This window comes from Halobacillus litoralis (assembly GCF_020171725.1).
Taxonomy (GTDB): Bacteria; Bacillota; Bacilli; order Bacillales; family Halobacillaceae; genus Halobacillus; species Halobacillus litoralis_F.
The window spans coordinates 679,571-706,081 of sequence record NZ_JAIVAJ010000001.1; the positions used below are offsets into that span (position 1 = coordinate 679,571).

Annotated in this window: 32 protein-coding genes; 14 read left to right on the forward strand and 18 right to left on the reverse strand. The window is 45.0% G+C overall.

From position 1 onward, the window contains the following. The first annotated feature begins 121 nt into the window (after positions 1-121). Positions 122-1,455, forward strand: a protein-coding gene (locus LCM20_RS03665) for an IS3 family transposase (RefSeq protein ID WP_225194068.1) whose coding sequence is annotated in 2 segments (ribosomal slippage) — positions 122-515 and positions 515-1,455 — 1,335 coding nt in all. Because the reading frame shifts where the segments join, the coding sequence is not laid out codon by codon here. Positions 1,456-1,514: 59 nt separating this feature from the next. On the opposite strand, the gene LCM20_RS03670 is transcribed toward LCM20_RS03665, so the two are convergent. From LCM20_RS03670 to fumC, 3 genes are all read right to left on the reverse strand, one after another. Then, entirely contained in the window at positions 1,515-1,682 is a 168-nt protein-coding gene (locus LCM20_RS03670) for a hypothetical protein (protein ID WP_225194069.1), read from the reverse strand. 138 nt (positions 1,683-1,820) lie between these two features. Continuing rightward, a complete protein-coding gene (locus LCM20_RS03675) occupies positions 1,821-2,033 on the reverse strand; it encodes an alpha/beta-type small acid-soluble spore protein (protein WP_225194070.1) in 213 nt (70 codons plus the stop codon). Positions 2,034-2,140: 107 nt separating this feature from the next. Next, positions 2,141-3,529: a class II fumarate hydratase gene (fumC, locus tag LCM20_RS03680; RefSeq protein WP_225194071.1), complete on the reverse strand. Its 1,389-nt coding sequence runs from the start codon at positions 3,527-3,529 to the stop codon at positions 2,141-2,143. A 302-nt stretch (positions 3,530-3,831) separates the two neighbouring features. On the opposite strand from fumC, the gene LCM20_RS03685 reads away from it, so the two are divergent. Then, complete coding sequence (locus LCM20_RS03685) at positions 3,832-4,746, forward strand: zinc dependent phospholipase C family protein (protein WP_225194072.1); 915 nt, start codon at positions 3,832-3,834, stop codon at positions 4,744-4,746. Here the strand turns inward: LCM20_RS03685 and LCM20_RS03690 are convergent, their stop codons facing one another. After that, positions 4,747-6,045: an MFS transporter gene (locus LCM20_RS03690; protein ID WP_225194073.1), complete on the reverse strand. Its 1,299-nt coding sequence runs from the start codon at positions 6,043-6,045 to the stop codon at positions 4,747-4,749. Positions 6,046-6,143: 98 nt separating this feature from the next. Here LCM20_RS03690 and LCM20_RS03695 point away from each other — a divergent pair, with 98 nt between their 5' ends. Further along, positions 6,144-6,761, forward strand: a complete 618-nt coding sequence (locus tag LCM20_RS03695; RefSeq protein WP_225194074.1) for an NAD(P)-dependent oxidoreductase — start codon at positions 6,144-6,146, stop codon at positions 6,759-6,761. 163 nt (positions 6,762-6,924) lie between these two features. Here LCM20_RS03695 and LCM20_RS03700 read toward each other — a convergent pair whose 3' ends face one another. The 3 genes from LCM20_RS03700 to wrbA all read right to left on the reverse strand — a co-directional run bounded on the left by LCM20_RS03700 (position 6,925) and on the right by wrbA (position 9,078). Beyond that, a complete protein-coding gene (locus LCM20_RS03700) occupies positions 6,925-7,692 on the reverse strand; it encodes a D-alanyl-D-alanine carboxypeptidase family protein (protein WP_225194075.1) in 768 nt (255 codons plus the stop codon). A 180-nt stretch (positions 7,693-7,872) separates the two neighbouring features. Then, the gene (locus LCM20_RS03705) at positions 7,873-8,115 is read right to left on the reverse strand and encodes an IDEAL domain-containing protein (protein ID WP_225194076.1); all 243 of its coding nucleotides are present in this window, start codon (positions 8,113-8,115) and stop codon (positions 7,873-7,875) included. A gap of 357 nt (positions 8,116-8,472) precedes the next feature. Beyond that, positions 8,473-9,078, reverse strand: a complete 606-nt coding sequence (wrbA, locus tag LCM20_RS03710; protein ID WP_225194077.1) for an NAD(P)H:quinone oxidoreductase — start codon at positions 9,076-9,078, stop codon at positions 8,473-8,475. A gap of 354 nt (positions 9,079-9,432) precedes the next feature. On the opposite strand from wrbA, the gene LCM20_RS03715 reads away from it, so the two are divergent. Beyond that, the gene (locus tag LCM20_RS03715; protein ID WP_225194078.1) at positions 9,433-10,299 is read left to right on the forward strand and encodes a cation diffusion facilitator family transporter; all 867 of its coding nucleotides are present in this window, start codon (positions 9,433-9,435) and stop codon (positions 10,297-10,299) included. 80 nt (positions 10,300-10,379) lie between these two features. Here LCM20_RS03715 and LCM20_RS03720 read toward each other — a convergent pair whose 3' ends face one another. From LCM20_RS03720 to LCM20_RS20175, 5 genes are all read right to left on the reverse strand, one after another. After that, a complete protein-coding gene (locus tag LCM20_RS03720; RefSeq protein WP_225194079.1) occupies positions 10,380-10,913 on the reverse strand; it encodes a GNAT family N-acetyltransferase in 534 nt (177 codons plus the stop codon). A 157-nt stretch (positions 10,914-11,070) separates the two neighbouring features. Beyond that, on the reverse strand, positions 11,071-11,481 hold the full coding sequence (locus tag LCM20_RS03725; protein WP_225194080.1) for a hypothetical protein: 411 nt from the start codon (positions 11,479-11,481) through the stop codon (positions 11,071-11,073). A gap of 66 nt (positions 11,482-11,547) precedes the next feature. Then, the gene (locus LCM20_RS03730) at positions 11,548-11,841 is read right to left on the reverse strand and encodes an AzlD domain-containing protein (protein WP_225194081.1); all 294 of its coding nucleotides are present in this window, start codon (positions 11,839-11,841) and stop codon (positions 11,548-11,550) included. Beyond that, positions 11,838-12,074, reverse strand: coding sequence for a hypothetical protein (locus LCM20_RS20170; RefSeq protein ID WP_318247293.1), 237 nt, complete (start codon positions 12,072-12,074; stop codon positions 11,838-11,840). Before LCM20_RS20170 ends, LCM20_RS03730 begins: the two co-directional genes overlap by 4 nt. A gap of 21 nt (positions 12,075-12,095) precedes the next feature. Continuing rightward, entirely contained in the window at positions 12,096-12,572 is a 477-nt protein-coding gene (locus tag LCM20_RS20175) for an AzlC family ABC transporter permease (RefSeq protein WP_318247294.1), read from the reverse strand. A 403-nt stretch (positions 12,573-12,975) separates the two neighbouring features. On the opposite strand from LCM20_RS20175, the gene nhaC reads away from it, so the two are divergent. Beyond that, the gene (gene nhaC / locus LCM20_RS03740; RefSeq protein WP_225194082.1) at positions 12,976-14,385 is read left to right on the forward strand and encodes a Na+/H+ antiporter NhaC; all 1,410 of its coding nucleotides are present in this window, start codon (positions 12,976-12,978) and stop codon (positions 14,383-14,385) included. Between the two features lie 178 nt (positions 14,386-14,563). After that, positions 14,564-15,394, forward strand: a complete 831-nt coding sequence (locus tag LCM20_RS03745; protein ID WP_225194083.1) for an MBL fold metallo-hydrolase — start codon at positions 14,564-14,566, stop codon at positions 15,392-15,394. Here the strand turns inward: LCM20_RS03745 and LCM20_RS03750 are convergent. After that, positions 15,391-16,152, reverse strand: a complete 762-nt coding sequence (locus tag LCM20_RS03750; RefSeq protein WP_225194084.1) for a cobalamin-binding protein — start codon at positions 16,150-16,152, stop codon at positions 15,391-15,393. The genes LCM20_RS03745 and LCM20_RS03750 overlap by 4 nt on opposite strands. A 95-nt stretch (positions 16,153-16,247) precedes the next feature. Here LCM20_RS03750 and LCM20_RS03755 point away from each other — a divergent pair, with 95 nt between their 5' ends. From LCM20_RS03755 to LCM20_RS03770, 4 genes are all read left to right on the forward strand, one after another. After that, a complete protein-coding gene (locus tag LCM20_RS03755) occupies positions 16,248-17,099 on the forward strand; it encodes an alpha/beta fold hydrolase (RefSeq protein ID WP_225194085.1) in 852 nt (283 codons plus the stop codon). Beyond that, on the forward strand, positions 17,092-17,952 hold the full coding sequence (locus LCM20_RS03760; RefSeq protein ID WP_225194086.1) for a hypothetical protein: 861 nt from the start codon (positions 17,092-17,094) through the stop codon (positions 17,950-17,952). Before LCM20_RS03755 ends, LCM20_RS03760 begins: the two co-directional genes overlap by 8 nt. Positions 17,953-18,150: 198 nt before the next feature. Further along, positions 18,151-18,348 (forward strand): cold-shock protein, encoded by a 198-nt coding sequence (locus LCM20_RS03765; protein ID WP_035510016.1) that lies wholly within the window; start codon positions 18,151-18,153, stop codon positions 18,346-18,348. 144 nt (positions 18,349-18,492) lie between these two features. After that, on the forward strand, positions 18,493-18,882 hold the full coding sequence (locus LCM20_RS03770; protein WP_225194087.1) for a hypothetical protein: 390 nt from the start codon (positions 18,493-18,495) through the stop codon (positions 18,880-18,882). Positions 18,883-18,963: 81 nt separating this feature from the next. On the opposite strand, the gene map is transcribed toward LCM20_RS03770, so the two are convergent. Both map and LCM20_RS03780 read right to left on the reverse strand, forming a co-directional pair. After that, positions 18,964-19,716, reverse strand: a complete 753-nt coding sequence (map, locus tag LCM20_RS03775) for a type I methionyl aminopeptidase (RefSeq protein WP_225194088.1) — start codon at positions 19,714-19,716, stop codon at positions 18,964-18,966. Positions 19,717-19,807: 91 nt separating this feature from the next. Then, positions 19,808-20,362 carry a sugar O-acetyltransferase gene (locus tag LCM20_RS03780; protein WP_225194089.1) on the reverse strand — a complete coding sequence of 185 codons (555 nt, stop codon included), beginning with the start codon at positions 20,360-20,362 and terminating at the stop codon, positions 19,808-19,810. Positions 20,363-20,474: 112 nt separating this feature from the next. On the opposite strand from LCM20_RS03780, the gene LCM20_RS03785 reads away from it, so the two are divergent. From LCM20_RS03785 to LCM20_RS03795, 3 genes are read left to right on the forward strand one after another with little or no spacing between them, the layout of a single operon-like run. Beyond that, positions 20,475-20,981 (forward strand): GNAT family N-acetyltransferase, encoded by a 507-nt coding sequence (locus LCM20_RS03785; protein ID WP_225194090.1) that lies wholly within the window; start codon positions 20,475-20,477, stop codon positions 20,979-20,981. A gap of 60 nt (positions 20,982-21,041) precedes the next feature. Beyond that, positions 21,042-21,764, forward strand: a complete 723-nt coding sequence (locus tag LCM20_RS03790; protein ID WP_225194091.1) for an ABC transporter ATP-binding protein — start codon at positions 21,042-21,044, stop codon at positions 21,762-21,764. After that, positions 21,757-23,403: a putative ABC transporter permease subunit gene (locus LCM20_RS03795; RefSeq protein ID WP_225194092.1), complete on the forward strand. Its 1,647-nt coding sequence runs from the start codon at positions 21,757-21,759 to the stop codon at positions 23,401-23,403. Before LCM20_RS03790 ends, LCM20_RS03795 begins: the two co-directional genes overlap by 8 nt. 39 nt (positions 23,404-23,442) lie before the next feature. Here the strand turns inward: LCM20_RS03795 and LCM20_RS03800 are convergent, their stop codons facing one another. Both LCM20_RS03800 and LCM20_RS03805 read right to left on the reverse strand, forming a co-directional pair. Continuing rightward, complete coding sequence (locus LCM20_RS03800; RefSeq protein ID WP_225194093.1) at positions 23,443-23,646, reverse strand: zinc ribbon domain-containing protein; 204 nt, start codon at positions 23,644-23,646, stop codon at positions 23,443-23,445. A 57-nt stretch (positions 23,647-23,703) separates the two neighbouring features. Next, positions 23,704-24,123: a universal stress protein gene (locus LCM20_RS03805; protein ID WP_225194094.1), complete on the reverse strand. Its 420-nt coding sequence runs from the start codon at positions 24,121-24,123 to the stop codon at positions 23,704-23,706. A gap of 304 nt (positions 24,124-24,427) precedes the next feature. Here LCM20_RS03805 and LCM20_RS03810 point away from each other — a divergent pair, with 304 nt between their 5' ends. Beyond that, entirely contained in the window at positions 24,428-25,900 is a 1,473-nt protein-coding gene (locus LCM20_RS03810) for a SulP family inorganic anion transporter (protein WP_225194095.1), read from the forward strand. Between the two features lie 57 nt (positions 25,901-25,957). On the opposite strand, the gene LCM20_RS03815 is transcribed toward LCM20_RS03810, so the two are convergent. Beyond that, positions 25,958-26,506: a GNAT family N-acetyltransferase gene (locus tag LCM20_RS03815; protein ID WP_225194096.1), complete on the reverse strand. Its 549-nt coding sequence runs from the start codon at positions 26,504-26,506 to the stop codon at positions 25,958-25,960. Between the last annotated feature and the right edge of the window lie 5 nt (positions 26,507-26,511).

Sequence of the window (26,511 nt, forward strand, 5' to 3'; positions counted from 1 at the left end):
AAGAAAAGAGCGCGGTGATTTTAAAATGTACCCTATAGAGTAGACACTTTAAAAAAAGTCTACCCTATAGGGTGCTTTTCTGTATAATGGGATCAAAATGAATTTGTGCGGAGATGAGAAGATGAGTAAAAAGTTATTTAGCGAGTCAGATATCCAGGCTCTTCAAGCCAACCCTTCTGTAAAAACTGTTTCTACTAAAGCCATCACATACACAGACGAATTCAAGCGTGCTTTTATTGCGGAATATGAGAAGGGCAATACGCCTGTTGAAATCTTTCAAAAATACGGTTTCGATGTCGACATGATTGGAAGAAGACGCGTTCGTTCCTCGGGGAAACGTTGGCGTGCAGCGTACACAAAAAAGGGGATATCTGGCCTTGAAGATACTCGAAAACACAATACGGGAAGACCAAGCGAGAAAGAAATTTCAGCCGAGGAGAAGATTAAGCGGTTGGAAGGCAAGATTAAAGTAATTGAGGCAGAAAAAGAACTGTTAAAAAAGCTCGAGATGATCGAAAAGGGGATGAGAAGAAATTAGAGCGTCCATGGATGAAGTTTGAACTCATCCGTGAAGTAGTTCAAGAATACCAGCTGAAGAACCATATTCAATACTTATGTGATTTGGTAGGCGTGTCTCGTTCAGGATATTATCGTTACTGGTCTGAGGAAGCACAGAAACTGCGCGATAAGCAAGAAAAACAAGATGTAGAAGTAAGAGACATTATTCTTAAAGCCTATCGTTTCCGTAATCGCCCCAAAGGCGCACGTCAAATCAAGATGACCTTGGAAACTCAATACGATATACAATATAACCTGAAACGCATTCGTCGCATCATGAATAAATACGATATTGAATGTCCTGTACGAAAAGCGAATCCTTATCGTCGTATGGCTAAAGCGACTCATGAACATCAAACGGTACCGAACCACCTCGAACGAGATTTCAAACAGGGAGTGCCAGGAAAGGTCCTTTTGACGGACATTACGTATTTGTATTACGGAAATGGTCAGAAGGCCTATTTATCAACGATTAAAGACGGGTCAACGAATCAAATCCTGGCCTACCATGTGTCGCGGTATATCACTTTGGACATCGCAACGATCACCATTGAAAAGCTGATGAAAAATCGTAATGTAACCTTGGCGGAAGGAGCTTTCATCCATTCTGATCAAGGTGTTCACTACACGCACCCTGAATATCAAAAACTCTTGAACAAGTATCAACTAGGGCAATCTATGTCAAGACGAGGCAACTGTTGGGATAACGCACCGCAAGAGTCCTTTTTCGGACACTTTAAAGATGAAACCTCCATCAAATCTTGTCAAACACTTGAGGAAGTAAAGCGAGAAGTTAAAAATTATATGACCTATTACAATCACTACAGAGGCCAATGGAACTTAAAAAAGATGACCCCTGCATTATACAGGAATCATCTTCTTAATCAGGCTGCCTAGTCTTTTTTCAAAATGTCCTTTACATAGGGTACATTTCATTTAAACCGTGCTCTTTTTCTTTAGGTTGAATGGATATCCTGGAATCCACACTTCTCACAGACAAATAAGTGAACACATTCTCCTTGAATAGAAGAATCAGGATCCCCATCCACCAGATCGGTAAACGAAATATCTAAATAGGGACTGTAGTCGTCAAAGAAGTCCGCGACACGACCTTTATCACGCATCTCCCCTGAACAGCGGGGACACTCCTTTGCCTCCTCAATCCATCCATTACACATCCCACATTCCGTCATAAGAAACCCCACCTTAGCAAAAAATAAAGAGGAAGGGCGCACCCTTCCTCTTTCGTCACACATATTCAATTACTTTTGGTAAGGTTGTTGTCCACCGAACTGTTGTTCAGCCATTTGGACAAGACGCTTAGTGATCTCACCACCTACAGATCCGTTTGCACGAGCTGTAGTGTCAGCACCAAGGTTCACGCCAAATTCTTGTGCGATTTCATATTTCATTTGGTCTAGAGCTTGTTGTACGCCAGGTACTACTAACTCGTTTGAACTGTTGTTGTTAGCCATTGTTTCTCACCTCCTCCTCTGTAACCGTAGTATGGTTCGAGTGAGGAGAAATTATGACTAAAAAAATTAATCCAATTACTGGTATTTTACAAAGGGATGATAAAAGTCTATGCGTTAGGCTTCGTCATCGCTTTTGGATCCACATATTCATCGAACTGCTCAGCTGTCAGAACCCCGAGTTCTACCGCTGTTTCCTTCAATGTCTGATCTTTTTCAAAAGCGGTTTTGGCAATCTTCGCCGCATTCTCATATCCGATATGAGGGTTAAGGGCTGTTACAAGCATCAACGAATCCGTAAGATACTTCTCGATCTGCTCATGGTTCGGTTCCATTCCGCTGACGCAGCGTTCGTCAAACGAAAGCATGCTGTCGGCAAGAAGCTGGGCGGATTGCAGGAAGTTGTACGCAATGACCGGCTTGAATACATTCAACTCGAAGTTCCCTTGACTTGCTGCGAATCCGATTGTTGCATCATTCCCCATTACTTGAGCGACTACCATCGTAACGGCTTCACTCTGCGTAGGGTTCACTTTACCCGGCATAATCGAGCTTCCAGGCTCATTAGCAGGAATCGTAATTTCACCGATTCCACAACGTGGGCCACTCGCCAGCCAGCGAACATCATTTGCAATCTTCATCAAATCAGCCGCTAGTGCTTTTAAGGCACCATGCACATGCACGAGCTCATCATGCGATGTTAAGGCATGAAACTTATTTGGAGCAGAGATGAATTCTTTGCCGGTTACATCGTTTATTTTGGCCACGACTTTATCAGAAAAGTCCTGATGAGCATTTAATCCTGTACCTACAGCTGTCCCACCAATCGCTAATTCTTTCACGTAACTGGTGGATTCTTGAATCATGCTGTCTGCTTTCTCAAGCATTCTATGCCAGCCGCTCACTTCTTGTCCCAATGTCAATGGCGTCGCATCTTGAAGGTGGGTACGCCCGATCTTCACGATATCGTTAAACGCTTCCATTTTTTCTTGTAAGGTATTTTTCAATTGAATTAATGCAGGAATGAGTACATCATCAATTTTCCGAACAGAGGCAATATGCATCGCCGTCGGATAAGTATCATTAGAACTTTGCGACTTGTTCACATCGTCGTTCGGGTGAAGACGAACCTCGGACCCTTTCTCTTCTAACCACTGATTCCCTACATAAGCGATCACTTCGTTCACATTCATGTTGGACTGTGTACCGCTTCCGGTCTGCCAAACGACAAGGGGGAAATGCTCTTCCAATGTCCCTTCCACAATTTGATCCGCCGCGTATTCAATGGCATCTGCTTTGATTTCCTCAAGCAATCCAAGTTCGAAGTTTGCGCGTGCTGCACTCTTCTTCAAAATTGCGAAGCCTTCAATGACTTCTTTCGGCATTTTTTCATCGCCAATCGGGAAGTTTTGTTTACTACGCTGTGTTTGGGCTCCCCAATACTTTTCGCTTGGTACTTTTATTTCGCCAATCGTATCTTTTTCAATTCGATAATCCATTCAAGATCCTCCTTCATTATTCCAATGTGCTCTTTTATTGTATCAAGAATCTTTTGAACATTCATCAGTAAGGAGAAAGTAATCTATTATCAGAGTATTTACATTTTTCAGATTATAGAGTATAGTATAGTTATTAAACGAAAGGAGGCAAACAGCAATACGATTCCGAGGAAGGGAGGACCGTTGGACAAGCGTGATTGTTGTGTTTGCTCTATCTTTTCAAATGGGTATAAAAGGTGACTGTGAAGAGCTTGACTTGGTCAGGCTCTTTTGGTTATGTAAAAATAAAGAGGTGGATAAAATTGCCGAACACATGGACCCATATCTTATTTATCGATGAGCTTTGCACGAGGACAGGTCGACAGGATTTACTTGAAGCCTGCCGCCTCCCCTTGCATATTGGAGCACAAGGACCGGACCCATTTTTCTATCACCAATTCTGGCCCTTTCTTCCGGAGGGCGAAGGAGAGTCGCTCGGGATGCAGCTGCACACCGAGAACTGCGGTTGGTTTTTGATGGATCTTATTGAGAAGGGGACGACCAAGAAATCAAAAGAACAGGCGTTTATTCTTGGTTTCGTCAGTCATCACTGTCTGGACCGAATCACACATCCCTACATTCATTACCATGCAGGTTATGAGGGAAATAAGCATCAAGTGTTGGAAGTGGCCATTGATACGGTCATGATGGAGAGAAAAAGAGGGCTTAAGACGTGGAGAACCCCGGTACATAAAGAGCTTAAACCACACACCCTTTTAAACAATCTAACAGATATGCTCTCTGAATTGATCGAACGCCACTATCCAAACTGGTCAAAAGAAAAAGCAGCGCCCGTCATCCAGCAATCTTACAAACAGATGTACCAGGCTCAGCGAATTTTGTATGATCCATGGAATTGGAAGAATAAAACCTTCCCTTCCCTGGTATCCTCTTTTTCACACCAGCTTTTAGAAGGTGCAACGGATTACTTGAATGAACGAAATCACGACTGGAACCATTCCGCAACGAATGAAACCTTTAACCAGAGCTTCCTCGATCTCTACGATGAGGCTTTAAGGGAAGGAGAAGACTTGATTTCAGACATTCTCGCTTACTGGTCTTCTCCTTCTTCAGAGCTCTTAAAGAGCATAGAGCAGAAAGTTGGGAACCGATCTTATGATACAGGGAGGCCGCTTACGGAGAATCAAACGAATCTGTACAGCTCTCCCATTGTTTAATTACGGCTTATACACGACTGGCTCATCATCCGGGTCAGTCGTTCTTTTTGCTTCCTCTACTCCTTTGTCGACATCCACCAACCAGAGCAATATGATTCCTGCCACGAAGAAAATGACGAGGGACAAAATACCGAATCGTGAAGAACCCGTCAATTGACCGATTAGTGCGAAGACGAATGGTCCGAAGATCGCAGAGAACTTGGCGGAGATTCCGTAGAATCCGTAAAACTCGGCATGACGGTCCTTAGGCACCATACGGCCGAAAATAGAACGACTGAGCGCCTGTGCTCCACCTTGGACCATCCCTACACAAATCGCCAGTATATAAAAATGAAGAGCCGAATTCATGAAATAACCAAACACAACAATCATCAAGTAGGCAAACAAAGCCAAAAGCAAGGCTCTCTTCGCCGTAATTTTCCCAGCAAGCCAACCAAACAAAAACGCAAACGGAATCCCTACAAATTGAGTAATCAATAAAGCGATGATTAAAGAATTGCTGTCAATCCCAATATCTCTTCCATAGATGGTAGCCATTTTAATAATGGTTGAGATCCCATCATTAAAGAGCCAGAAAGCAAGGAGGAATAAGAGCAGCTGTTTGTACAGTTTCAACTCTTTCGCCGTGCGTGCGACTCTTTTAAAGCCTATTGCTGCGTAAGAGGACGGCTTGGGCTTCTGTACCCTCTTCTCTTCTTTGACGTTTTTAAAAAGAGGGATTGAGAATATGAACCACCAGATTCCAACAGAAATGAAGGCTAAATGTGTACCAGCTAAACTGCTTGAAAGACCGAACCATTCATACTTCAAAATCATCAGCAGGTTGATTGCCAGCAGCACGCCTCCACCGATGTAACCAAAAGCAAATCCCTTTGCCGACACGTCATCAATGTTGTCTTCATCTGCTACTTCAGGTAAGAAAGCATCGTAAAAAACATTGCCGGCAGAGAAGCCGATTGTACCCACGATGAGCAGAAGGGAAGCAAGGAGGTAGTCCCCTTCATTGACAAAGGCCAGCAACACACTCGCAATCATGCCCATAAAGGCAAAGAACATAAGGAATTTTTTCTTTGCTGCAGAATAATCGCTGATCGCCCCGAGGATTGGCGCGAGAATCGCTACGATTAAAACCGCAATCGATTGGGAATATCCCCAGTAGCTGGCGGCGAGCGATTCTTTGACACCTTGTGCAGCTACGTCATAATAGAAGACAGGCAGTACTGCCGCCATAATCGTAGTTGCGAATGCCGAGTTTCCAAAATCATAGAGCATCCAACTTTTAACGGGTTTCTTTTTCATCGGGATCCCCCCAAAACTCTTTACCTTAAGCATAGCAAAACTTATGGTGAATAGACCGTTCGATTCATTATTTTTACAAAATATTTAGAGGTGATCATATGAAAATTGCCGTATTCGGTGGAACCGGCCGTGTAGGTAAGAAGATTGTAGAAAAGGCTTTGAAGGATGGCCACGAGGTACGTGCACTCGTAAGGAAGCCCCCCCAACATGAATGGTTTGAGAGAGCTGAGATCGTGCAGGGCAACTCCAAGGTAGAGCAGGATGTAAGAGAGACAATCAAGGGGTGCGATGTCGTCTTCAGCGGCTTGAGCACGGATAAAACAGATACACTCTCTGTCTCCATCCCGCTTATTATTCAAGCGATGAAAGACGAGGGGCTGTCTCGCATCCTGACGATTGGAACGGCAGGAATACTGAACAGCAGACAAAACAAAGAGAAATTCCGCTTCCAGACGGACGAATCAAAACGAAAGCTGACATTCGCCGCTGAAGAGCACGCAGACGTTTACCAGTCCCTCCTCTCAAGCGGGCTCGACTGGACAATCATCTGTCCTACTTATCTACCGGACGGAGAAGAAGAGGGAAACATCAGGTATGAGAAAGATTTACTACCTGAAGGGGGAAAGAAAATCACCGTAGGAGATACGGCAGCCTTTGCTTATAAAGAACTGTTCGATCAACAATTTTTGGAGTGCCGAGTTGGAGTCTGCTATTAAAAGCGAAAGATGGTCTTTTCCTCGATCGCCGATTCCCCTATCAATCAATAAGAACATGCATACAAAGAAAGCCCTAACGGTTCTACGTTAGGGCTTTCATAGGATGTTGAAGAAGTAAGGAGAACGGTTCTGCTGCAAATCAAGTCGATTTAAACAGCTTCTATCATTCAGGCATAAAACCGAAAAACTCTTCGAGGGTGACACTTTGCTCGTGTACCTCTGCTGCCTTCTCTTTTCCTATATAACGAAGGTGCCACGGCTCAAATGTGTAGCCAGTGATGTCCTCTTCTCCTTCTGGATAGCGGATGATGAAACCATACTCATGAGCATGGTCGGCAAGCCACTTTCCTTCATCGGTGTCACGGAATGATTGATCCAGCTGGAAGGACATTTCTGCTGACGTCACATCCATCGCCAATCCTGTCTGGTGTTCACTTGTTCCTGGAATGGCCGAGAACGTTTTCGTCTTCTCTTCCCCGTACACTTCTACATAGTTATTGAAGATCGTTTTTTGTCGCTCGTAGGATCGATATCCTGAAGCGGCAACAAGTTGTTGCCCGTCCTTTTCAGCGGCTGAAAACAATTCCTCAAGAGCTGTTGCCGCTTCTTTTCTCATCTGCTTCTTAGGTAGAAACTCATCAAAATAAAAATCGACATCAGGAACCGTAAGATCTTCAGGCGTATACCCTTCAGGAAGTGTGCGTTGTTTATTGACGACGACAGCGACACTTTCCGGGTTATGTACAACCGTGAGACCTTCTTCTGTCATTTCTTCTATCGGTTTCTTCACGTAGGCAGTTGCCTCCCTTGCCTCGACCGTCTTCTGGCTGACCGGAATAGCTGAAGATACTTTTACTTCTTCTTCGGCTGTGCCCGTTGAGCATGCGGACAAGGTGATGACTACAGCAGCTGCTACTAAGTATTTCTTCATATTGTCATTACCTTCCTGTACGTAAATTCCTTTCTACTATAACATTTCAATGTTTCTGTTGTATATGTATGGCGGTTCCGAGACAAGCCCTGTTTTACTGAATCAACCGTCCATTCGATTCTCCCTTACAGGAAAGTGAGCGCTCAAAAAAAGACCGCATCTACATGCGGTCTTGAAGGTTTATTCCCAAGTATAGGGTAGATATTGAACACTCAACCGGTTGAATTCGTCGCGATCTCCACTATCAATCGCTTCGTTGATCTGGTTATCTAATTTCTCTTTATTAAACTCATACGTCATCTGATCTATAAATAGTCTAGATGCTAATTGGATTCCAAAGGACAATTCTCTCTTTGCAGTGACTTGCTTTCCTTTGTACTCGGGGTCGCGGCGAAGAACATAAACTACTTTTTGCTTTCTCATGAAAACTACCCCCTCCATGCTTTTTTTCATTATGAAGCATTTTGAACAATTTCGCAATAAGTTATCTGAATATTTAGTTATATGATTCCCTAATTTAAGATATGTAAACCTCTAAAACCCTATTCATGATAGGTATCAATCCACTTCCAGAAGATGTGATAATTTTTTGACAAATGAATATGATGCTGAAATAGTTAGCACCTCTTTCAAAACAACCGCCACCCTATTTTCTATGTCGCTTACAAAAAGCACAATGATTTTTTCCAACCTTTTCTTACATATTAAAAAAATCCGACCCTCGAAATAGAAGGCCGGATTCTCTTATGTTTAGGGGCTCTCCCCCATAATATATTGTGATTAGTCGATGAACTTTTGAGCTACATCCACTGTACGGTTCACTTGGTGACGAACACCAGCTTCAACGTCTTCTTTAAGGTTTCCTTCTCCGTCTACGCTGACACTTGTACCGTAAGGGTTACCTCCTGTAGCGAATACAGCATCATCTGTATAACCAGGTGCAGCGATAATCGCTCCCCAGTGGAACATGGTTGTGTATAGGTTCAAGAGAGTAGCTTCCTGACCGCCGTGTACGTTTTGTGCAGAAGTCATAGCACTTACTACTTTGTTAACCAACTTCCCTTGGAACCACAGTCCACCTGCTTGGTCCATGAATTGCTTCACTTGACCTGGAACGTTACCAAAGCGAGTCGGAACACTGAAGATTACTGCGTCTGCCCAATCTAAATCATTAATTGTTGCTTCTGGCACTGAATCCTTCGTTGCCATGAAGTGCTCTTTCCATTTCGGGTTCTGTTCAATGGCTTCCATTGGTGCAAGCTCAGGGATGCGGACAAGCTTTACTTCCGCTCCTGCTTTTTTACCTTGATCCTCTGCCCATTGTGCTAATTTGTAGTTCGCTCCTGTTGAGCTGTAATAAACGACTGCTAATTTTACGTTTGCCATGAAATATCTCTCCTTCTATCACGTTTTCATTTTCGTATTATCCACGAAAACAATTTGTTGATTCATTTGTATTATATACCCAGCCTAAATAAATTTCAAACTAAAGATACTTGAATTCGAGATATTCTCACGATTTCTTTACAGCTTTATAAATATACCCTCATTCCCCAAAATAAAACGGGATTTTTTTCCTTATATAGGCAAGGATACATAGAGACGTATTTTTTGCTATGGGCAAAGTTTGTAGCCTGAGGCAAGCTACCTGCACTCGGAAAGCTTTTTTTCTCTAGACTCAACAGATCTTGCTTTGGTAAGCTGTTACAAGCTTTTACCTGATTTGCCGGAGGAATGAACATGAACGATTACCATAACCTGAAGCAAGGTGAAAAAGGTGCATGGATCAGCATTGCTGCCTATTTGATTCTTGCGATTGTAAAATTAACCGTTGCGTCCATTGGGCAATCTGAAGCTTTACGGGCTGACGGTTTGAATAATACAACGGATGTTGTCGCCTCAATAGCTGTACTCATTGGCTTGAAGATATCAAGGAAGCCGCCTGATAAAGATCACCACTACGGACACTTCCGCGCAGAAACTATTGCATCCTTAGTCGCTGCTTTTATTATGATGACGGTCGGAATTGAAGTTCTCGTGGGAACTTTCCAAGGCATCCTAAGTGGGGAAACGAACGAACCCGCACTCCTGACAGCATGGACCGCCATTGGAGCGGCAATCGTCATGATCGGTGTTTATCGTTACAACTTAAAATTATCGCAGAAAGTGAACAGTCAGGCGTTAAAGGCTGCTGCTCAGGACAACAAATCGGATGCACTTGTCAGTATCGGGGCTGCCGTCGGTATCTTCGGGTCCCAATTCGGTGTGGCCTGGTTGGATCCGTTGGCAGGATTCATTGTCGGACTGATCATCTGTAAGACCGCCTGGGACATTTTCACAGAGTCCAGCCATAGCCTGACCGATGGTTTTGACGAGGAGGAAATTGAGACCATCAGAAACACGATTTCTGCGCACCCCGACGTCCTCTCGGTGAGGGATGTGAAGGCACGACTGCAGGGAAACAGAACACTAGTTGACGCCATCATTCATGTTGATCCGCACATGACGATTCAAGAAGGCCATGACATCACGGATGAGCTCGAAGAAAAACTGGAAGAAGAACACGGCATTTATTATGCCCACATTCATATCGAGCCTTATGAATAACATCCTTGTCATAAAAAACTCCGTCTTTACGATTAGACGGAGTTTTTTTACAACAAATTATTTTATAAGGAGCCCCTTTATCAAGAAAATTGTTGAAGAAGGTGGTCGATGTTCTCCCATCCAAAGGCCGTTTCTTCGTACGTTCCTTCACCAATCGTGACCTTCTCCGCTTCGATCGGGTCAGCGCCGAACTTCGTATAGAAACGATTGGAAGGGTTCTTCGTCAGTACCCAGACCAACAGCGACTTGTACCCTTCCCGCTTCATGCCCTCGGCGAATGCTTGCAGCAGCATACGGCCATAGCCCTGCTGCTTGTATTGTTCAAGAAGATAAATGGCATAAATCTCACCATCGTACCCGTAACTTTTCGTCCTCTCTTTTCCACCAGAGACGAAACCGACGAGTTCCCCTTCATCACTTTCCACTACATAAGCAAGTTGACCATTCACTCTCTGCCTCAATACGGTTTCCCAAAGCACAATTCTATTCTCAACGGTACTGTTACTCACGTCCCGTTCATCCAAAAGATCTTGATATGTAGACTTCCAGCTGCTCACGTGAATCTGTGCAATTTTTTCAGCATCTTCTAATCGGGCCTCTCTGACTTTGGGCATCTTACATCTCCCTTTCTGATTCTTCTGTCATTTCCATTTTACCAGATAATCCTCCTTTCAGGGGAAGTTGTTGCCTTGCTCATACTCAAACCCCAGAAGTTCTTGTACCTCTAATATAAATAAAACACCCCTCTATTCAGAGGAGTGCATCGGTTGGTTATTGGCATTGGAATCTTGAGATCTGATTCGTATCCAGTCCGGTATAAACCCAAGTCTGGCGTCTTCTCATCCAGCGAAATCCAGCGACAGATGTTCGCCCGATGAAAGTCGGATAAAACCAGAAAGAACGTCCATCATTCAGTCGGACCCACGTATATCGATAGAGGCACCCTCTAAACGATCCAGGATCAACCGCGTATAGACTCGGTCCTTGAGCTCCCTGTGGTGGATTAGGTGGCGGGGGAGGGAGTTGGCCGCCTTGGCCTCCTCCGCCAAATGGTGGTCCTGGTGGTTGGTTCGGTCCAAAAGGCCCACCGCCGGGACCGCCTGGGCCTCCTGGGAAGAACCCGCCCTGTCCTGGTCCAAATTGACCGAAGAACGGGCCGAATGGGGATTGTTGTCGGTACATAGAGATCCAATCCTTTCTCATCTCGGAATTGTCTCTATACGATATGCAGAACCTGGGCACGCGTGATTACATCGTTAGAAGAAAAACGGAGAGCACAGCTCCAGCTACGACCACTATAATATGAACGTTGAGTAATGCCAGTAGTACCCCGACAAGGCCCGCAATGACACCAACTTGTGGGGCATCCGGTTGTACGGTGAGGATACCAGGGAAAATGAGAGCTCCCAGCGCAGCATAAGGAATTGCATTCAGCCAGCGGTCTATCCATTTCGGGAACGAAACCTTCCCTACTATAAAAGCAGGTAGTAACCGTGGAATGGCGGTCACTATGGCCATCCCGATGATCATCCATATAATCATGACTCTTCCTCCTCATCCTCCAGCAGCCAAATTCCACCGGCTCCCCCTATTAGTGTTCCCACCACGATGGCCCAGCCCTGATTCATTCCGAATCTTTGGCATACATAGTTGACTCCCATCGCCAAGAGCGCAACCCATAAAATTCTCATATTACTCCTGACAGATGGAACCAGTAACCCGATGAACATGGCGTAAAGCGCAACTCCCATACTCTCACTCAAACGATCAGGCATGACATCCCCGAGGACGCCTCCTTACAGGGACCCACCTACCCACGACATATAAGCCGTAAAAATAAGGGACGCATAAAAGTAGGCAGCATACTCCTCCCTCGCTTCTTTCTTGTAGAGAGCAGAAACCGTAAACGTTTCATCCGTCAATCCAAGGGTCAGCGGGAGCTTGGCCTTCAGCGCCATCTGCTTCAGACGATTGACAAAAGATAGACTCATGACAAAATGTCTGAAATTCAATACGAATGTGGCAATGATGATTTCAAATGCTCCAGTGCCAGCAGCGATCATACTGACAGCAAGAAACTGGGCAGCACCAGCAAAAACAAGCACGCTCATCATCGTAATTTCAACATTGTTCATCCCTGTCTGACTCGCTAACACACCATATGTAAGAGCAACCGGAAGGTAACCGAGCATAATAGGTGAGCCTGCTAGGAATCCCCGCCTAACCATATCTGCTCTCCCAGAGCGCTCCGGCTGTGCGACTTGCGTTCTCAATTTCGGTCTCCTCCCTTTTTTCTAAATTGTCATTATTATACACAATCCTTTTTCAAGTTTGGAAGGATTTTCTCTAATCTTTCCCTTCAGAAGTTGTTGACAGCACATCCCGATTCATTTACTATGTAAATACACTTCATCACTTAAAAGCGTTTAAGTAAAAAAGATATATTCTTGTATCATGAATTCCGAAGTAGATCGTAATCGGGCAGCTCACAGAAACTGAGTGGTTGATGAAAACTCAGGTCCCTTACAGTTTGAATTACAGAATTCCTTTCAAAATGATACAACCAATCGAGAGGGCAGACATTTCTGCCAATCAGGGTGGTACCGCGGAGATCAGCTTCGTCCCTAGCTTTAGGGGGCGGAGTTTTATTTATGTTCAAAAAAGGGGGAAATGGTTATGTTTCATTTAAGACCTAAGTCATTACCAAGCTTGGCAGAATCTATTCTACTGATCCTGCTATCAATCGGAATCATCAGTTATTTCATCATTTTCGTACAGGGGCCTGCTCCTCATGTACCCATACTACTCGCCATTCTCATTATGATGACATATGGCTTCCTTAAAAAGATGTCCTTTAAAGAACTTCAGGACGGAATGATTCAAGGTGCCCAAACCGGAATGGGGGCAGTGCTTCTTTTCTTCCTTATTGGCATCTTAATTTCAAGCTGGATGGCAAGCGGTACGATTCCTGCGCTGATGGATGTCGCGTTCACGCTCGCAGGTGGACCTTGGTTCCTAGCGATTGTCTTTGCTGTTACTGCGATTGTAGGTGTCGCGATGGGAAGTTCCTTCACGACAGCTGCAACGGTCGGCGTCGCATTTATGGGTGTTGCCCAATCGATGGATTTATCCCTTGCGATGACAGCTGGAGCCGTCGTCTCCGGTGCTTTCTTTGGTGATAAAATGTCTCCACTGTCCGACACGACAAACCTCGCTTCCACGGTCGTGAAAGTGGATTTATTCGATCACATTAAAAACATGGCTTGGACAACTGTTCCTGCTTTCATTCTATCGTTTGTCCTTTTCATTCTGCTTTCCCCACAATCCCAAGGGGGAGAGGAACAGCTGGCAGGATTTCAGGCCGGACTTGCTGAAACATCCTTGATGCACTGGACTTCTTGGATTCCACTCGTTGTCCTGATAGCCTTCACTGCAACAAAAAGACCTGCCTTTATGGCCTTAGCAGCAAGCAGTATCACAGCGACATTGATTGCCGGGTTCCGTGGTGTCATGGAGTGGTCCGCTCTATGGTCGACATGGTTTGACGGATACACGGCCAATACGAGCAATGATGCGGTCAACAGTCTACTATCCAGAGGCGGAATGAACGGAATGCTGTTTACCGTGTCCCTTGTCATCTTAGCCCTTGCACTCGGAGGTCTATATTTTAAAACAGGTGTCATTCCCGCCATTCTGGAAAGTGTCCAGAATGGATTACAGACAGCGCGCTCTGTGACGCTCTCCACCGCCTTCACAGCGATCGGGATCAACTTAGCGATCGGAGAGCAGTACCTCTCCATCCTATTGACAGGTGAAGCGTACCAGGATGCTTATGAAAAAGCAGGGCTTGCGAGAAAGAATCTGTCTCGTACCCTTGAAGACGCAGGAACCGTCATCAACCCACTTGTACCGTGGAGTGTGTGTGGTGTATTCCTGGCAGATGTGCTCGGCGTTCCCGTTCTCACATACCTGCCATTCGCCTTCTTCTGTCTGCTGTCACCAATACTAACGATCCTGTTCGGATTGACCGGAAAGACATTGACCAAAAAACCGGTCGAGCAGACGAAAGTAGCCCGGTCATCCTAACTCTCAACTACCTTTAGGTACACAAGTGTTCCAACCTACAATAACCCGGTCGTTGCATGAATGCAGCGGCCGGGTTTTATGCTGTGAACCACCTAAGCCATTCGATATCAAAACCTTTTAAGCCGAAAAGTATAGAACCTGCCTGAACATCCAAACTATAGACAGGTAGGTGAAATCAATGGATAAACATGAACAGCACGACGACCATAATGAGACTTGGCATATGGGGCATGCAGAATCCGAGCAGGTTCTGGAGGACATCGCCTTTTACCGTACGTTGATTGCCAATGTAGTCTTCATCGGGAAGCCCGATGATGACTGGATTCTCATTGATTGCGGCATTGCCAATTATGCAAAACGCATTAGAGAAGCAGCTGAAAAAAGGTACGGCGATCGCCCTCCAAAAGCCATCATCCTGACTCATGGCCACTTCGACCATGTCGGGTCAGCCGATAAGCTCGCAGACTATTGGAAGGTCCCTATTTATGTACACCCTGCTGAAATGGACTATGTAACGGGCAAACGTGATTATCCGGTAGGAGATGCTACAGTCGGAGGTGGATTGTTTTCCATTCTCTCTCCATTCTTCCCGACAAAGCCTGTGAATCTAAGCCGCTACATTCATCCTATTTCAACTGAAGGCGAACTCCCTTTTCTTAAAGGGTGGCGCATTATCCATACGCCTGGACATACACCAGGACACATTTCATTATTTCGCGAGTCGGATCGCATGTTAATTGCCGGCGACGCCATAATCACGGTGAAGCAGGAATCGAGCATGGCTGTCTTCATCCAGCATCAGCATGTACATGGACCTCCCGCTTACTTTACGCCTGACTGGGAGCAAGCCGAAGAGTCCGTAAAAAAAATTGCCCACCTACAGCCGAAGGTAGTCGTGACCGGTCATGGTCTGCCTATGGAGGGAGAACTGCTCTCGGAACAGCTTCAGGAGCTCGCCGCAAACTTTAAGGAGCTTGCTGTACCGAAGCATCAAAACAAGTTGCACTAGAGCAGGGACCTTAATTTTCGCAAGCCTTCAAGGAGACGAGGGCTGGGTCTGCAGTACAGAGATTCCTCGAGAACGTGAATCCGGTCGTGTTGAACTGCAGGAAGCTCCGCCCAGCCAGGGCGCTTCCTTACATGGTCCGGATTCATCTTCTCTTCTTTCACCCCCACCCAAACCATACAAATATGATCAGGGTTCCGACGCTTCACCTCTTCCCAATCCGTTTGAACGTTCGCTTCCTCATGGTCTTCAAATACATTATATCCACCCGCAGCCTCGCTGATTTCAGTCAGCCAGTTCGTCCTTCCCGGGGTGAAAATCGGCTTCGGCCACCATTCCCAGTACAAGGAGGGGCCCCTTGATGAGTGATCCGTTTGCGTCCGGTACTTCTTGAGCTCCTTAAGGAAACCCTCCGCTTTCTTTTTTCCCAATCCTTCAAACCCTAAAGCTTCTCCTACCCTCTCTAGATCCTTCGCTATATCTTCTAAAGAGGATGGGTTCAAAATGATATAAGGCAGTCCACGCTGCTCCAAACCCTCGATGTTCTTTTCCATCCCCGGGACCGATAAGGAAGCGAGAACGAGATCCGGCTTCAGTTCCTCCACTTTATCCATATCAATAGACAGATCCGGCCCTACCTTTGGAAGGCTGTTCACCTCTACTGGAAAATCAGAATAATTGTCGACACCAACCAACAAGCCGGTCTTCCCTAAGTAAGCGACAATTTCAGTATTGCTCGGACAAATCGACACGATTCTCACCTTCACACCCCCTTTTTCAGAATAATCGGATGTTTCATTTTCCTCTATTATAGCTTATATTTGTAGTAAGGAAAAAAGGAGAGGAGATGAGTTCGGTGAGTGCCACTCTGCTGGATACATCAAAAGGAATCGTTGAATTTTCGTACAAAGGAATCGGTCCAACGATATTGTTATTAAAAGGCGGTCATTCAACGCGTGAGACCGATTTATCTCACAGCAGCTTAATCTATGAGGGGTATTCACTTCTATCGATCTCAAGGCCTGGCTATGATTGCACAGATTTATCTACCGGAGCTACTCCTTCAGAATTTTCTAATTCCATTATAGAAGTGCTCGATCATTTAAGTATTGAAAGCGTCCGTGTCATTGCTGTTTCTGATGCCGGACCACTAGGCATTTCTTTAGCTGCTCACTATCCAGATAGAGTCGAAAAGCTGATGATGGAAGCGGCGGTCGTATCCTCCTGGGATGAGCAGAAGACAAGCACGTCCAGCTTCCTTCATACCTTTGCAAAGGAAAGGTCCTGGGGAGGCATTCATACGATGCTAAAGGTGTTCCCAGACTTCGTGATGAAGCAGGTCTTAAAAGAGTTAACGACCGAGAACGTCGAGGACTACTTGAACGAACTTTCACCAAATGATCGTCGTTTTATCTATGACATGATCCTCACATTGAATTCCAGCCGACCATCTTATCGAGACCTTTCCTACACGGTTTCAGACCTTTCGAAGATCAAGGTTCCCGTGCTTGGAATGTACGCTCAAAAAGATAAATGGATCTCCTATACGAATGCACTTCTATTGAAATCGAAAGTTCCACACTCCGAGATCTACGAGTCACACGCAGATAGTCATTTGATTTGGATTGGGAAAGACGCACAGGAATTATGGAACAAGCGCTTGAATTTTCTGGCGCAACCAACAAAGGAGGAGGCTCGTCATGGATGATTTGAAATGCACAGAGAAGTTACAGGACTTCATACATTTTTATGATCAAGCATCCATCGAACAAGCAGATTTAACACGCCGATTGGAATTATGGATGAATCACTACAACTTCCCACATGTCCCGCCTGGCTATAAAAAGTATCAGTTGGCCAGGGAAATACTGGAATACGGTTGGAGTAAGTACCCTTTTGTCTATGACAAAATCAAGTACTTTGAACTTACCCCCTCCTACTGGCAACGCCGATTACAAGAAGCGAAAGAAATCTTATCCGTTGATGATCCCGTCGCTATCCACCTCTTATTCTTTGTCGCCGCTTTTGAAACCGACCCATTCATTCTGAAAGAAAATGAAGAAAGGTATATGATCTGCTTCCCGACCGAACTTCCCGCTATCGATTTCCGCCTGACGCAGGAGCTCGCACGTACGATCCATGCACAGACATCCGGTATGGCACCAAGTCACACGAGAACTCTGGCTCAGCTGATCTTCCAAGAAGGCGTTTCGTTACATACCGCCCATCAGCTGCTTGACGAGGAAAAACGAAACGAAGCCTTTCCGTTCTTTCATAACGACGGCTGTACGAGGGAACCGAACCGTATCATCATGAACATCCTCCCTCACTTGAATCGCCGAGACTACGAAGCCCTCTACTCTTTCACGAATGGAAAAGGGGCCTCCGGTTTTGAAAAGGAAGCCAATTATACAGGTTGGAACCTTGTACAATATTTACTGGACCAAGGCGTCCCGTTGAATGAATTAGTAAGTATCCAGGCTGAGGATGTCGACGTTTTCGTTGAACGTACTTTATACTCGATTTTAAACAGCGCTTACACCCCACAGCCTCAAGAGTAACAATAGGCATCAATATGAACTTTTTTCACTCAAGGGCTATCATTGATTGGGCCCTTCTGTTATACTAAGGTTAATTATTGTTGTTCGATCAGCTTCATGCAAGAGAAGATGTTCGTAAGAAGTCGTCTTGATGGATCTTGAAGAGCAAGAATAGTAATACAATGTGGATTACGTAATCCACGCAGGAGGTTCTTTAACATGGTTGAAGGTACAGTAAAATGGTTTAACGCTGAAAAAGGATTTGGATTTATCGAAGTAGAAGGTCAAGACGACGTCTTCGTACACTTCTCTGCTATCCAAGAAGAAGGATTCAAGAGCCTTGAAGAAGGTCAAGTTGTAACTTTCGAAATCGAAGAAGGACAACGCGGACCACAAGCAGCAAACGTTCAAAAATAAGTTTGCTTGAAAAAGACTCCCATTCGGGAGTCTTTTTTTATTTGCTTCGAACTTCCACATTTCTCCCCAAAACAAACTCTATGTAAGATGATGCAATTGTGATATCCTGGTATTTCAAACAAATACTAGAATAGGTGATACAATATGAATTCAGGATTCAAAGCTTTTTTCCTTATCTTCTTTTTACTATCAGGAGTAGCTCTCGGGATTCTTGCCTTCTCTTTTCGAACGCTGATCCTATCTGACATCCCGGTTTCCTTTTCAGCTCCAGAAGGGATGACAGCGCTCCTTTTACTTTTCTCAGCAACAGCCGTTTTATCGATTACCCTTTTGTTTCTGAAGACCAATATCGGCTTTGGCATTATGACCATGCTATTTTCACTGGCTCTGTTTTTTACGCTTCAAGTGTTGAAAACGGATTTGAAGAATGATCCGCCAGCCATTGCTCAATTGCAATTGGAACCCGTCCTGCACTCCGCCTTTCTTTTACTCTTCACCATCACCCTTTGGTTCAGAAACCGAAAAAAGGCTTAGGAAAATAAGCAGGGAACAGCTCACAGTACAGATTAAAAAAAGCCTGTAGGAAAGGTCATCTTTCCTACAGGCTTTTTTTAATTAATCTTCTTGTTCAGTTAAGATCACCGGGCCATCTTTCGTGATGGCGATGGTGTGCTCATATTGAGCAGAAAGGGAGCCGTCCAAAGTACGGGCTGTCCAGTTGTTCTCATCCATCTGAGTGGCCCAGCCTCCGATATTAATCATCGGTTCGATCGTAATGACCATCCCCTCTTTCAATCGTGCACCTTTGCCTGCCTGACCGAAGTGAGGAATGTATGGGTCTTCGTGGATGCCTTCTCCGATTCCGTGACCAGTGAAATCACGAACGACTGAATACCCTTCTCCTTCTGCATAGGATTGAATGGCGTGACCGATATCACCGATCCGATTTCCAACCGTAGCCGCTTCGATTCCTTTGTATAATGACGTCTTTGTTACGTCCATCAACTTCTCGGCGTCCTCGCTGATTTCTCCGACCGCGTGTGTCCATGCTGAGTCCGCCAGAGCGCCGTTAAGGTTGACGACCATATCAATGGTTACGATGTCGCCCTCTTCAAGCTTCTCTTTTCTCGGAAAACCGTGGCACACTTCGTCGTTAATGGAAGCGCAGGTTGTGAATTCGTAACCTTGGTATCCTTTTTGTTCCCCTGTTGCTCCACGCTCGGCGAGGTATTTTTCAACGAAGTTTTCAACTTCCATCGTTGTGACACCAGGCTTTATAAAGGAGCGAAGCTGTTTGTGTACACTCGCAAGCAGTTTACCTGCCTCATGCATCAGTTCTATTTCGCGTTGACTTTTACGTTTAATCATAAATCCAGTCCTTCCTATTTTTTCTTATACGTATATGCAAGCATCCTTTTGTATGATAACGAAAAATACAGCTTTCAGCTACCTTTGAGGCTTAATCGACTGATTTTATTACTTTAGCCGGGTTCCCTCCGACAAAAACATCAGACGGAATATCCTTGGTGACGACGGCTCCAGCTCCGATTACGACATTATCCCCAATCGTGACTCCAGGATTAATGATGGCGCCTCCCCCGATCCACACATCATTGCCGATGGTAATAGGCCTCCCCGATTCCAATCCACTTGCTCTTGTTTCACGGTCCATCGGATGAGTGGCTGTATATAGTTGAACATTCGGGCCGATCAGCACTCGTTCTCCAATCGTAATGGGGCAGACATCGAGAAATACACAATTGAAGTTCGCAAAGAAGCCATCACCTACACGGATGTTATACCCATAATCACAATAAAAAGGCGGTTCCAATCCATACTGCCCGCCTAGTTCACCGAACAGGCTCTCAATTAATTGCTCTCGGTAATGGGCTTCTGTATCTTTTGTACGATTCAAGTCAAATGTGATCTGCCTTGCCCGCGATCGTTCAAGAACCAATTCATCGTCCCATGACTTATAAAGTTCTCCAGCTAACATTTTTTCTTTTTCCGTCATTTTGCCACCCTCTTTTCACCCAGTCTCTTCCTTTACTTTATCACACTTTTTCGCTAGTCTGAATGTAATCCAAATGGGGCATAGTCCCCTTAATGACAGGGAGCGAAGTACTTTGCAGACACGCGAATTGAATGGTCAAGATGCAGAAGCTTATTATGAATTGCGTCTGGAAGCATTATTAACCAATCCGGATGCCTTTATTACAACGTACGAACAGGAGAAACAAAAGCCGAACCCGATCGAGACAACAGTCGAAAGGCTCGATTCAGACTTATCCAAAACGTTCGGACTCTTCTCAGAAGAAAAGCTCGGCGGAATCGTCACGCTGATGAAGGAGACCCACCCGAAGTTTTCACATAAAGGGATGATTGTCGCCATGTATGTCACGCCGTCTTTCAGAAGAAACGGCGGAGCTCAACTACTCCTTCAAGAGCTCATCAATTCAGCAAGAGCGCTTGACTTGGAACAGCTTCAACTCAGCGTAGTGACGGAGAACACTCCAGCCAAACGCCTTTATGAGAAAGTCGGCTTTCACTCTTATGGAGTAGAGCAAAAGGCTATTAAGCTTCCAAAACGCTATTTGGATGAAGAGCATATGGCTCTGTTTCTACAAAAGTGAAACCAAACCGCCGTGCATTCGTATAGTAGGTAAAATGTTACAAAATGAAGGGTGTACATAATGATTGAATTAACGAATCTCACCAAAACGTATCCCGGAAAGACAGCTGTCCAAAGTTTGAACCTTACCATTCCCGATGGAAAAATTTTCGGATTCCTCGGTCCAAACGGGGCAGGAAAATCAACTACGATTAAAATGATGACCGGCATTCTCCCTATGGATGGAGGTTCAATCCAACTGAACGGGAAAGACATCTCGAAAGAATCCATCGCTGCGAAAAAGTCAATCGGATATGTCCCGGACCGTTCCGATATTTTTCTCCGTTTAAAGGGGATCGAATACTTAAACTTCATTGCGGATGTGTACGATGTACCAAAAGAGGTCAGGGAGACAAAGATTCCTGAGTTAACAAAACAGTTCGGAATTTATGACGCACTCGACGATCATATTCAAACGTATTCGCACGGAATGAAACAGAAGATTGTGGTCAGTGGTGTTCTGCTCCACGACCCGGATATTTGGATACTCGATGAACCACTGACGGGACTCGATCCGAAATCATCCTATACGTTGAAAGAAATGATGCGTGAGCATGCTGAAAAAGGGAAAATCGTGTTTTTCTCCACCCACGTGTTGGAAGTTGTCGAGCAGCTGTGTGATGAGGTGGCGATTATCAATCAGGGGAAGATTCAGTTTCAAGGCAACATGAAGGAGATGAAGCAGCAGTTCAAAGAAGACGATAATTTGGAGCGCTTGTTCCTGGAGTTGACACAAAATGGCTAAAACATGGATCCTCATCAAAACGATGTTGAAAATGCAGTTCTCCACTGCAGGTAAAAGCGATATGGAGAAGGTAAGTTTTGGGTGCCTCTTTATCATGGTCATCCCGTTTGGTTTCTTCATTCTCACGATGTTGAACTCGCTCATTGGGTCTCTGTATGCGAGTCTATCTCCTACAGAGAATGAGAATGTAATCCTCGGACTATTGTTTGTGTCTGTGACCATTATTTACATCTTTGTGACTTTGAGCACCGTTTTGAGCTCATTCTATTTTGCAGAAGATGTGGAATCGTTTATTTCACTGCCTTTTCAACCTTATCAAATCGTAATGGGAAAGGCCGCTGTGCCCTTTCTATCACTCTATGGAATCAATACGATTCTTCTGTTGCCCAGTCTGTTGTTCTACGGCATACATAGTCAATCGACAATCGTCTACTACGCCTTTGCGCTCATTCTCTGGGCTCTGACACCGGTCATCCCTTTCGCCTTAACGGCGATTCTCGTCATCTTCATCATGAGGTTTGCGAACATCTCTAAAAACAAAGATCGAACGAAAATGTTCATGGGAATGCTCGGGTTCCTCTTTATTATTGGCATCAACATTTTCATTCGACTGGATTCCAATCAGAACGGCACAGGGATGGAAGAAATCATCACCGAACAAAACGGCCTGCTGGACTTGGTTACAAAGTTCTTCCCGACGGCTTACTTCAGCTCAATCAGTCTGACCTCCCCCTCTTCCTTAACGGGAGTGATGTACTTGCTGCTCGTTATTGCGTTGACTGTTGGAGGCATTATTCTCTTTATGACCGTCGGACAACAATGGTATTTTAAAGGCGTGCTCGGCTTATCAGGCGGGAAGAGAAGTACGTTCAAAGACAACCAATTGTCGAAGCGGACAAGAAAACAACCCGTGTTAAAAAGTCTTTTCCTGAAAGAGATGAGGACGATCCTCAGAACACCTACCTTCTTCACTCAGATTCTGGTACAGAGCTTATTTTTCCCTGTATTTCTCGTCGTCATCCTGCTGCTTGAATCGAGTGGCTCTCTTTCAAGTCTTGCCGCAGGGATCGAAGGGTGGAGTGCGCATACAACGCTTATCGTGTTGATTGCGTTCACCATTTTAGGACTTGGAGTCAACCCTGCCGCTTCCTCTTCCATCTCAAGAGATGGCAAGACGTGGTTTAATCATCTCTACTTACCTATTGCGGCAAGGGACGTGATCAACAGTAAGCTGCTAATTTCGTTCTTTTTGAACTTGTTATCCATTACTGTTATTAGCGTTGTTATTCTTTTTGTCTTACAAGTCTCGATCCTCGTTTGGGCGATCTGGCTTCTGGCATCCCTCGCCATAAGCTGGATTACATCGATGATCGGTCTCATCCTCGACTTGGAGCAACCGAAACTGAATTGGACAGACGAAAGAGAAGTCTTCAAGGGTCGGATGATCGGTTTGTTCGCCTTAGCCATCGAAGCCCTTGTTTTCGCTGCCATGCTCCTACTCTTGTGGCTCGTCCCTGTTTTTCAAAACCTTGTTTTCTCAAGCTTATTCATGGCTTTCTATTTAGGGCTGACGCTCTCGATCGGACAGTGGTATTTGAATAAAAAGGTAAAAGAGAAGTACACGACTCTTCAAGCATAAAAGAAACCCGCGTGTCCATGAACAGGCACGCGGGTTTTCTTAACCGAAGAAAAAGTCAAAGACATTACTTGCTCCGGACGCTTCCTTATTGTAAAACTCGGAGTAACCACAGTTCTTGCAATAGACAACGGAGAAGCGGTTGTTTTGAACATCGAACATTTTGGAAAGTCCTGTTCCTGTCATCGCCACTTCCTTCTCCGCAGCATCCGTACTGCCACATTTTATACAACCTTTTTCACTCATTCGTAATCGCCTCCTTATCTACTCTTACGAATCCATCATGATCCACGTTTCACTTTTTTATTTCACGATCATCACTGGACAATCCGCTCGTTTTGCCACTTTGTGACTAACACTTCCGAGGACCATTTCCTGAAGAGCATTAAGCCCCCGGCTTCCGATGATGACGATGTCAAACTGGTTATCATTCGCATAGGAGACGATAGAGGGTCCTGGTTCCCCATGAATGATTTTAACGTCATAAGGCACCTCTTTCTCACCTAAGATCGATTCGATGGGCTTAAGACGGTCGTGACGGCGTTTCTCGATGGTCACTTTGTCACCTTCTGTTAATACGTCCGTCTTCGACTGCTCCCCGTCTACTACATAGATGATGGTCACACTACTGTCTCCCTGTAAATGGGCCAGCTCTGCTGCGCGGTCCGCCGTGCGGATCGAGTGATCTGATCCATCGGCAGCCAAGAGAATTTTTCTGAACATATGACGCCCCCCTGACTCTTCTATTCACTCATTGGTTCTCTTTCTATATTTCTACTCTCTATGTAACCTTTCCTCCTTTATGGATACATAAAACCTTGACGAACCAGCTTAATTAAAAAAAATCATTCTATGTGATATAGAGTCGTAAATAAAAGCATTTGTCAGCATATAGACGCACAAACCTTTTTTATGCGCTTACATGAGATTATGACAAATCGTGAAGCAATGTTATAATCTGTCACGTTCTTGCCGGTTTTTCATGCTGTTCTGGACAGCATCAATACGAATAGAAAGAGGTGCGCAATTGAACACTCAAACAATTAAACAACAATGGTTCGGAAACGTAAAAAACGATACGCTTTCAGGCTTGGTTGTCGCTATGGCACTCATCCCTGAAGCGATCGCTTTCTCTATCATCGCTGGAGTCGACCCCATGGTAGGATTGTACGCTTCCTTCTGTATCGCTGTTGTCATCGCTTTTGTCGGTGGTCGTCCTGGAATGATTTCCGCCGCAACAGGAGCTATGGCTTTGCTTATGGTAACCCTCGTTAAGGATCATGGACTGGAGTATTTGCTGGCCGCTACAATTTTGACGGGTATCATTCAATTCACGCTCGGTGCGTTGAAAATCGGACAGTTCATGAAGTTCATTCCGAAATCCGTCATGGTAGGTTTCGTGAACGCTTTGGCTATCCTGATTTTCACATCCCAGCTCACTCACTTTGAAGGCGCTGGAATCCCGATGTATGTAATGGTCGCGGGTTCGCTTGCTATCATTTATATTCTACCAAGGTTCACAAAGGCTGTTCCATCACCTTTAGTCGCGATCATCGTCATGACGATTGTAGCGGTAACAACAGGTGCAGGTATGAAGACGGTAGGAGATATGGGCGAATTGTCTAATACACTTCCAATCTTCTTACTTCCTGATATTCCTTTGACATTTGAAACCTTGCAAATCATATTCCCGATTTCCTTAGCTCTTGCCTTTGTCGGTTTGTTAGAATCTCTTCTAACGGCTCAAATCGTGGACGATATGACGGACACGGAAAGTGACAAAAACAAAGAAGCCCGAGGACAGGGGATGGCTAACGTCGTTGCCGGATTCTTCGGTGGGATGGCTGGATGTGCGATGATCGGGCAATCCGTCATCAACGTTTCATCAGGCGGTAGAGGACGCCTTTCTACACTCGTAGCGGGAGTCTTCATGATGCTCTTGATCATTGTATTCAATGACTTACTCGTTCAAATTCCTATGGCTGTGCTTGTCGGCGTTATGATCATGGTCTCCATCGGAACGTTTGACTGGAGCTCATTAACTAAATTCAAGAAAGCTCCGATTACAGATTCTGTCGTGATGGTTGTCACTGTCGGAACTGTTGTTCAAACGCACGACTTATCCAAGGGTGTATTGGCTGGCGTTATTTTAAGCGCGATCTTCTTCGTCGTTAAGATCTCGAAAGTAAAAGTAGAAGAAACCATCGATCAGCACACCCAAACATTGGTTTACAAAGTGAAGGGACAAGTCTTCTTCGCATCAACGGATAATATGATTGAACACTTTAATTACGGCGTCGATGCAAAGACGGTTCGTATCGATTTCCAAGAAGCCCATGTATGGGATGATTCTGCTGTCGCAGCAATTGATAAGCTTGTTATTAAATTCAGGGAACACGGCAAAAACGTAGAAATCACAGGACTGAACAAAGACAGCTCGCAACTAGTGGATCGTCTAGCGGTCTACGACCAATCGAATGCTTCGGCATCCAACCATTAAGAAAGCAACAAAAAGAAGCGTGAGATTCAGATTGAATCTCACGCTTCTTTTATGCCTTCATCTTTGGCTGCTCTCCCATTCTTCCTTCAATAATCCGTACACAACGGAATCTCTCCAACGCCCTTTTACGTACAGGTCTTTGCGAAGAATCCCTTCTTTTTTCATGCCGATCTTCTCTAATACACGAATAGAGGAGACATTATCCGGATCACTGACAGCAGCTACTCGATGGAGTTCGCACTTCTCAAAGCTATGCTTCAACATGAGGCGGACAGCTTGTGTGGCATACCCCTTCCCCCAGTGCTTATCGTGAATGATAAAGCCAATCTCTCCTACTCCGTCCCAATCTGTGATATTCATCTCGATACTACCCGCGATTTCATCCTCTTCTTTTAAAATGACAGAGAAAACAAAACGACTTCGATGTCGTTTCTCCCGGTCCCGGATCGCCTGTGCAATAAAGAATTTAGAATCGTCCTCATTATTTGGCCCCCAAGGCTGAAACTTACAAACCTCATCCTTTGAGGCATATTCATGATGCGCCTTCCAGTCACTCTGATCCAATTCTCTCAAATACATGAGGTCATTCTCTTCTAGAATATCCATAGGCT

Coding starts and splice junctions, on each gene's coding strand:
- LCM20_RS03760 (WP_225194086.1), top strand. CDS start 17,092: ATGGATGATTTGAAATGCACAGAGAAGTTACAGGACTTCATACATTTT.
- LCM20_RS03705 (WP_225194076.1), bottom strand. CDS start 8,115: ATGAGAAAGCAAAAAGTAGTTTATGTTCTTCGCCGCGACCCCGAGTAC.
- LCM20_RS03745 (WP_225194083.1), top strand. CDS start 14,564: ATGGATAAACATGAACAGCACGACGACCATAATGAGACTTGGCATATG.
- LCM20_RS03695 (WP_225194074.1), top strand. CDS start 6,144: ATGAAAATTGCCGTATTCGGTGGAACCGGCCGTGTAGGTAAGAAGATT.
- map (WP_225194088.1), bottom strand. CDS start 19,716: ATGATTAAACGTAAAAGTCAACGCGAAATAGAACTGATGCATGAGGCA.
- LCM20_RS03770 (WP_225194087.1), top strand. CDS start 18,493: ATGAATTCAGGATTCAAAGCTTTTTTCCTTATCTTCTTTTTACTATCA.
- LCM20_RS03715 (WP_225194078.1), top strand. CDS start 9,433: ATGAACGATTACCATAACCTGAAGCAAGGTGAAAAAGGTGCATGGATC.
- LCM20_RS03815 (WP_225194096.1), bottom strand. CDS start 26,506: ATGGATATTCTAGAAGAGAATGACCTCATGTATTTGAGAGAATTGGAT.
- LCM20_RS03805 (WP_225194094.1), bottom strand. CDS start 24,123: ATGTTCAGAAAAATTCTCTTGGCTGCCGATGGATCAGATCACTCGATC.
- LCM20_RS03800 (WP_225194093.1), bottom strand. CDS start 23,646: ATGAGTGAAAAAGGTTGTATAAAATGTGGCAGTACGGATGCTGCGGAG.
- LCM20_RS03700 (WP_225194075.1), bottom strand. CDS start 7,692: ATGAAGAAATACTTAGTAGCAGCTGCTGTAGTCATCACCTTGTCCGCA.
- LCM20_RS03675 (WP_225194070.1), bottom strand. CDS start 2,033: ATGGCTAACAACAACAGTTCAAACGAGTTAGTAGTACCTGGCGTACAA.
- LCM20_RS03690 (WP_225194073.1), bottom strand. CDS start 6,045: ATGAAAAAGAAACCCGTTAAAAGTTGGATGCTCTATGATTTTGGAAAC.
- wrbA (WP_225194077.1), bottom strand. CDS start 9,078: ATGGCAAACGTAAAATTAGCAGTCGTTTATTACAGCTCAACAGGAGCG.
- LCM20_RS03765 (WP_035510016.1), top strand. CDS start 18,151: ATGGTTGAAGGTACAGTAAAATGGTTTAACGCTGAAAAAGGATTTGGA.
- LCM20_RS03795 (WP_225194092.1), top strand. CDS start 21,757: ATGGCTAAAACATGGATCCTCATCAAAACGATGTTGAAAATGCAGTTC.
- LCM20_RS03670 (WP_225194069.1), bottom strand. CDS start 1,682: ATGCGTGATAAAGGTCGTGTCGCGGACTTCTTTGACGACTACAGTCCC.
- LCM20_RS03730 (WP_225194081.1), bottom strand. CDS start 11,841: ATGATTATATGGATGATCATCGGGATGGCCATAGTGACCGCCATTCCA.
- LCM20_RS03720 (WP_225194079.1), bottom strand. CDS start 10,913: ATGCCCAAAGTCAGAGAGGCCCGATTAGAAGATGCTGAAAAAATTGCA.
- nhaC (WP_225194082.1), top strand. CDS start 12,976: ATGTTTCATTTAAGACCTAAGTCATTACCAAGCTTGGCAGAATCTATT.
- LCM20_RS20170 (WP_318247293.1), bottom strand. CDS start 12,074: ATGCCTGATCGTTTGAGTGAGAGTATGGGAGTTGCGCTTTACGCCATG.
- LCM20_RS03790 (WP_225194091.1), top strand. CDS start 21,042: ATGATTGAATTAACGAATCTCACCAAAACGTATCCCGGAAAGACAGCT.
- LCM20_RS03780 (WP_225194089.1), bottom strand. CDS start 20,362: ATGACGGAAAAAGAAAAAATGTTAGCTGGAGAACTTTATAAGTCATGG.
- fumC (WP_225194071.1), bottom strand. CDS start 3,529: ATGGATTATCGAATTGAAAAAGATACGATTGGCGAAATAAAAGTACCA.
- LCM20_RS03725 (WP_225194080.1), bottom strand. CDS start 11,481: ATGTACCGACAACAATCCCCATTCGGCCCGTTCTTCGGTCAATTTGGA.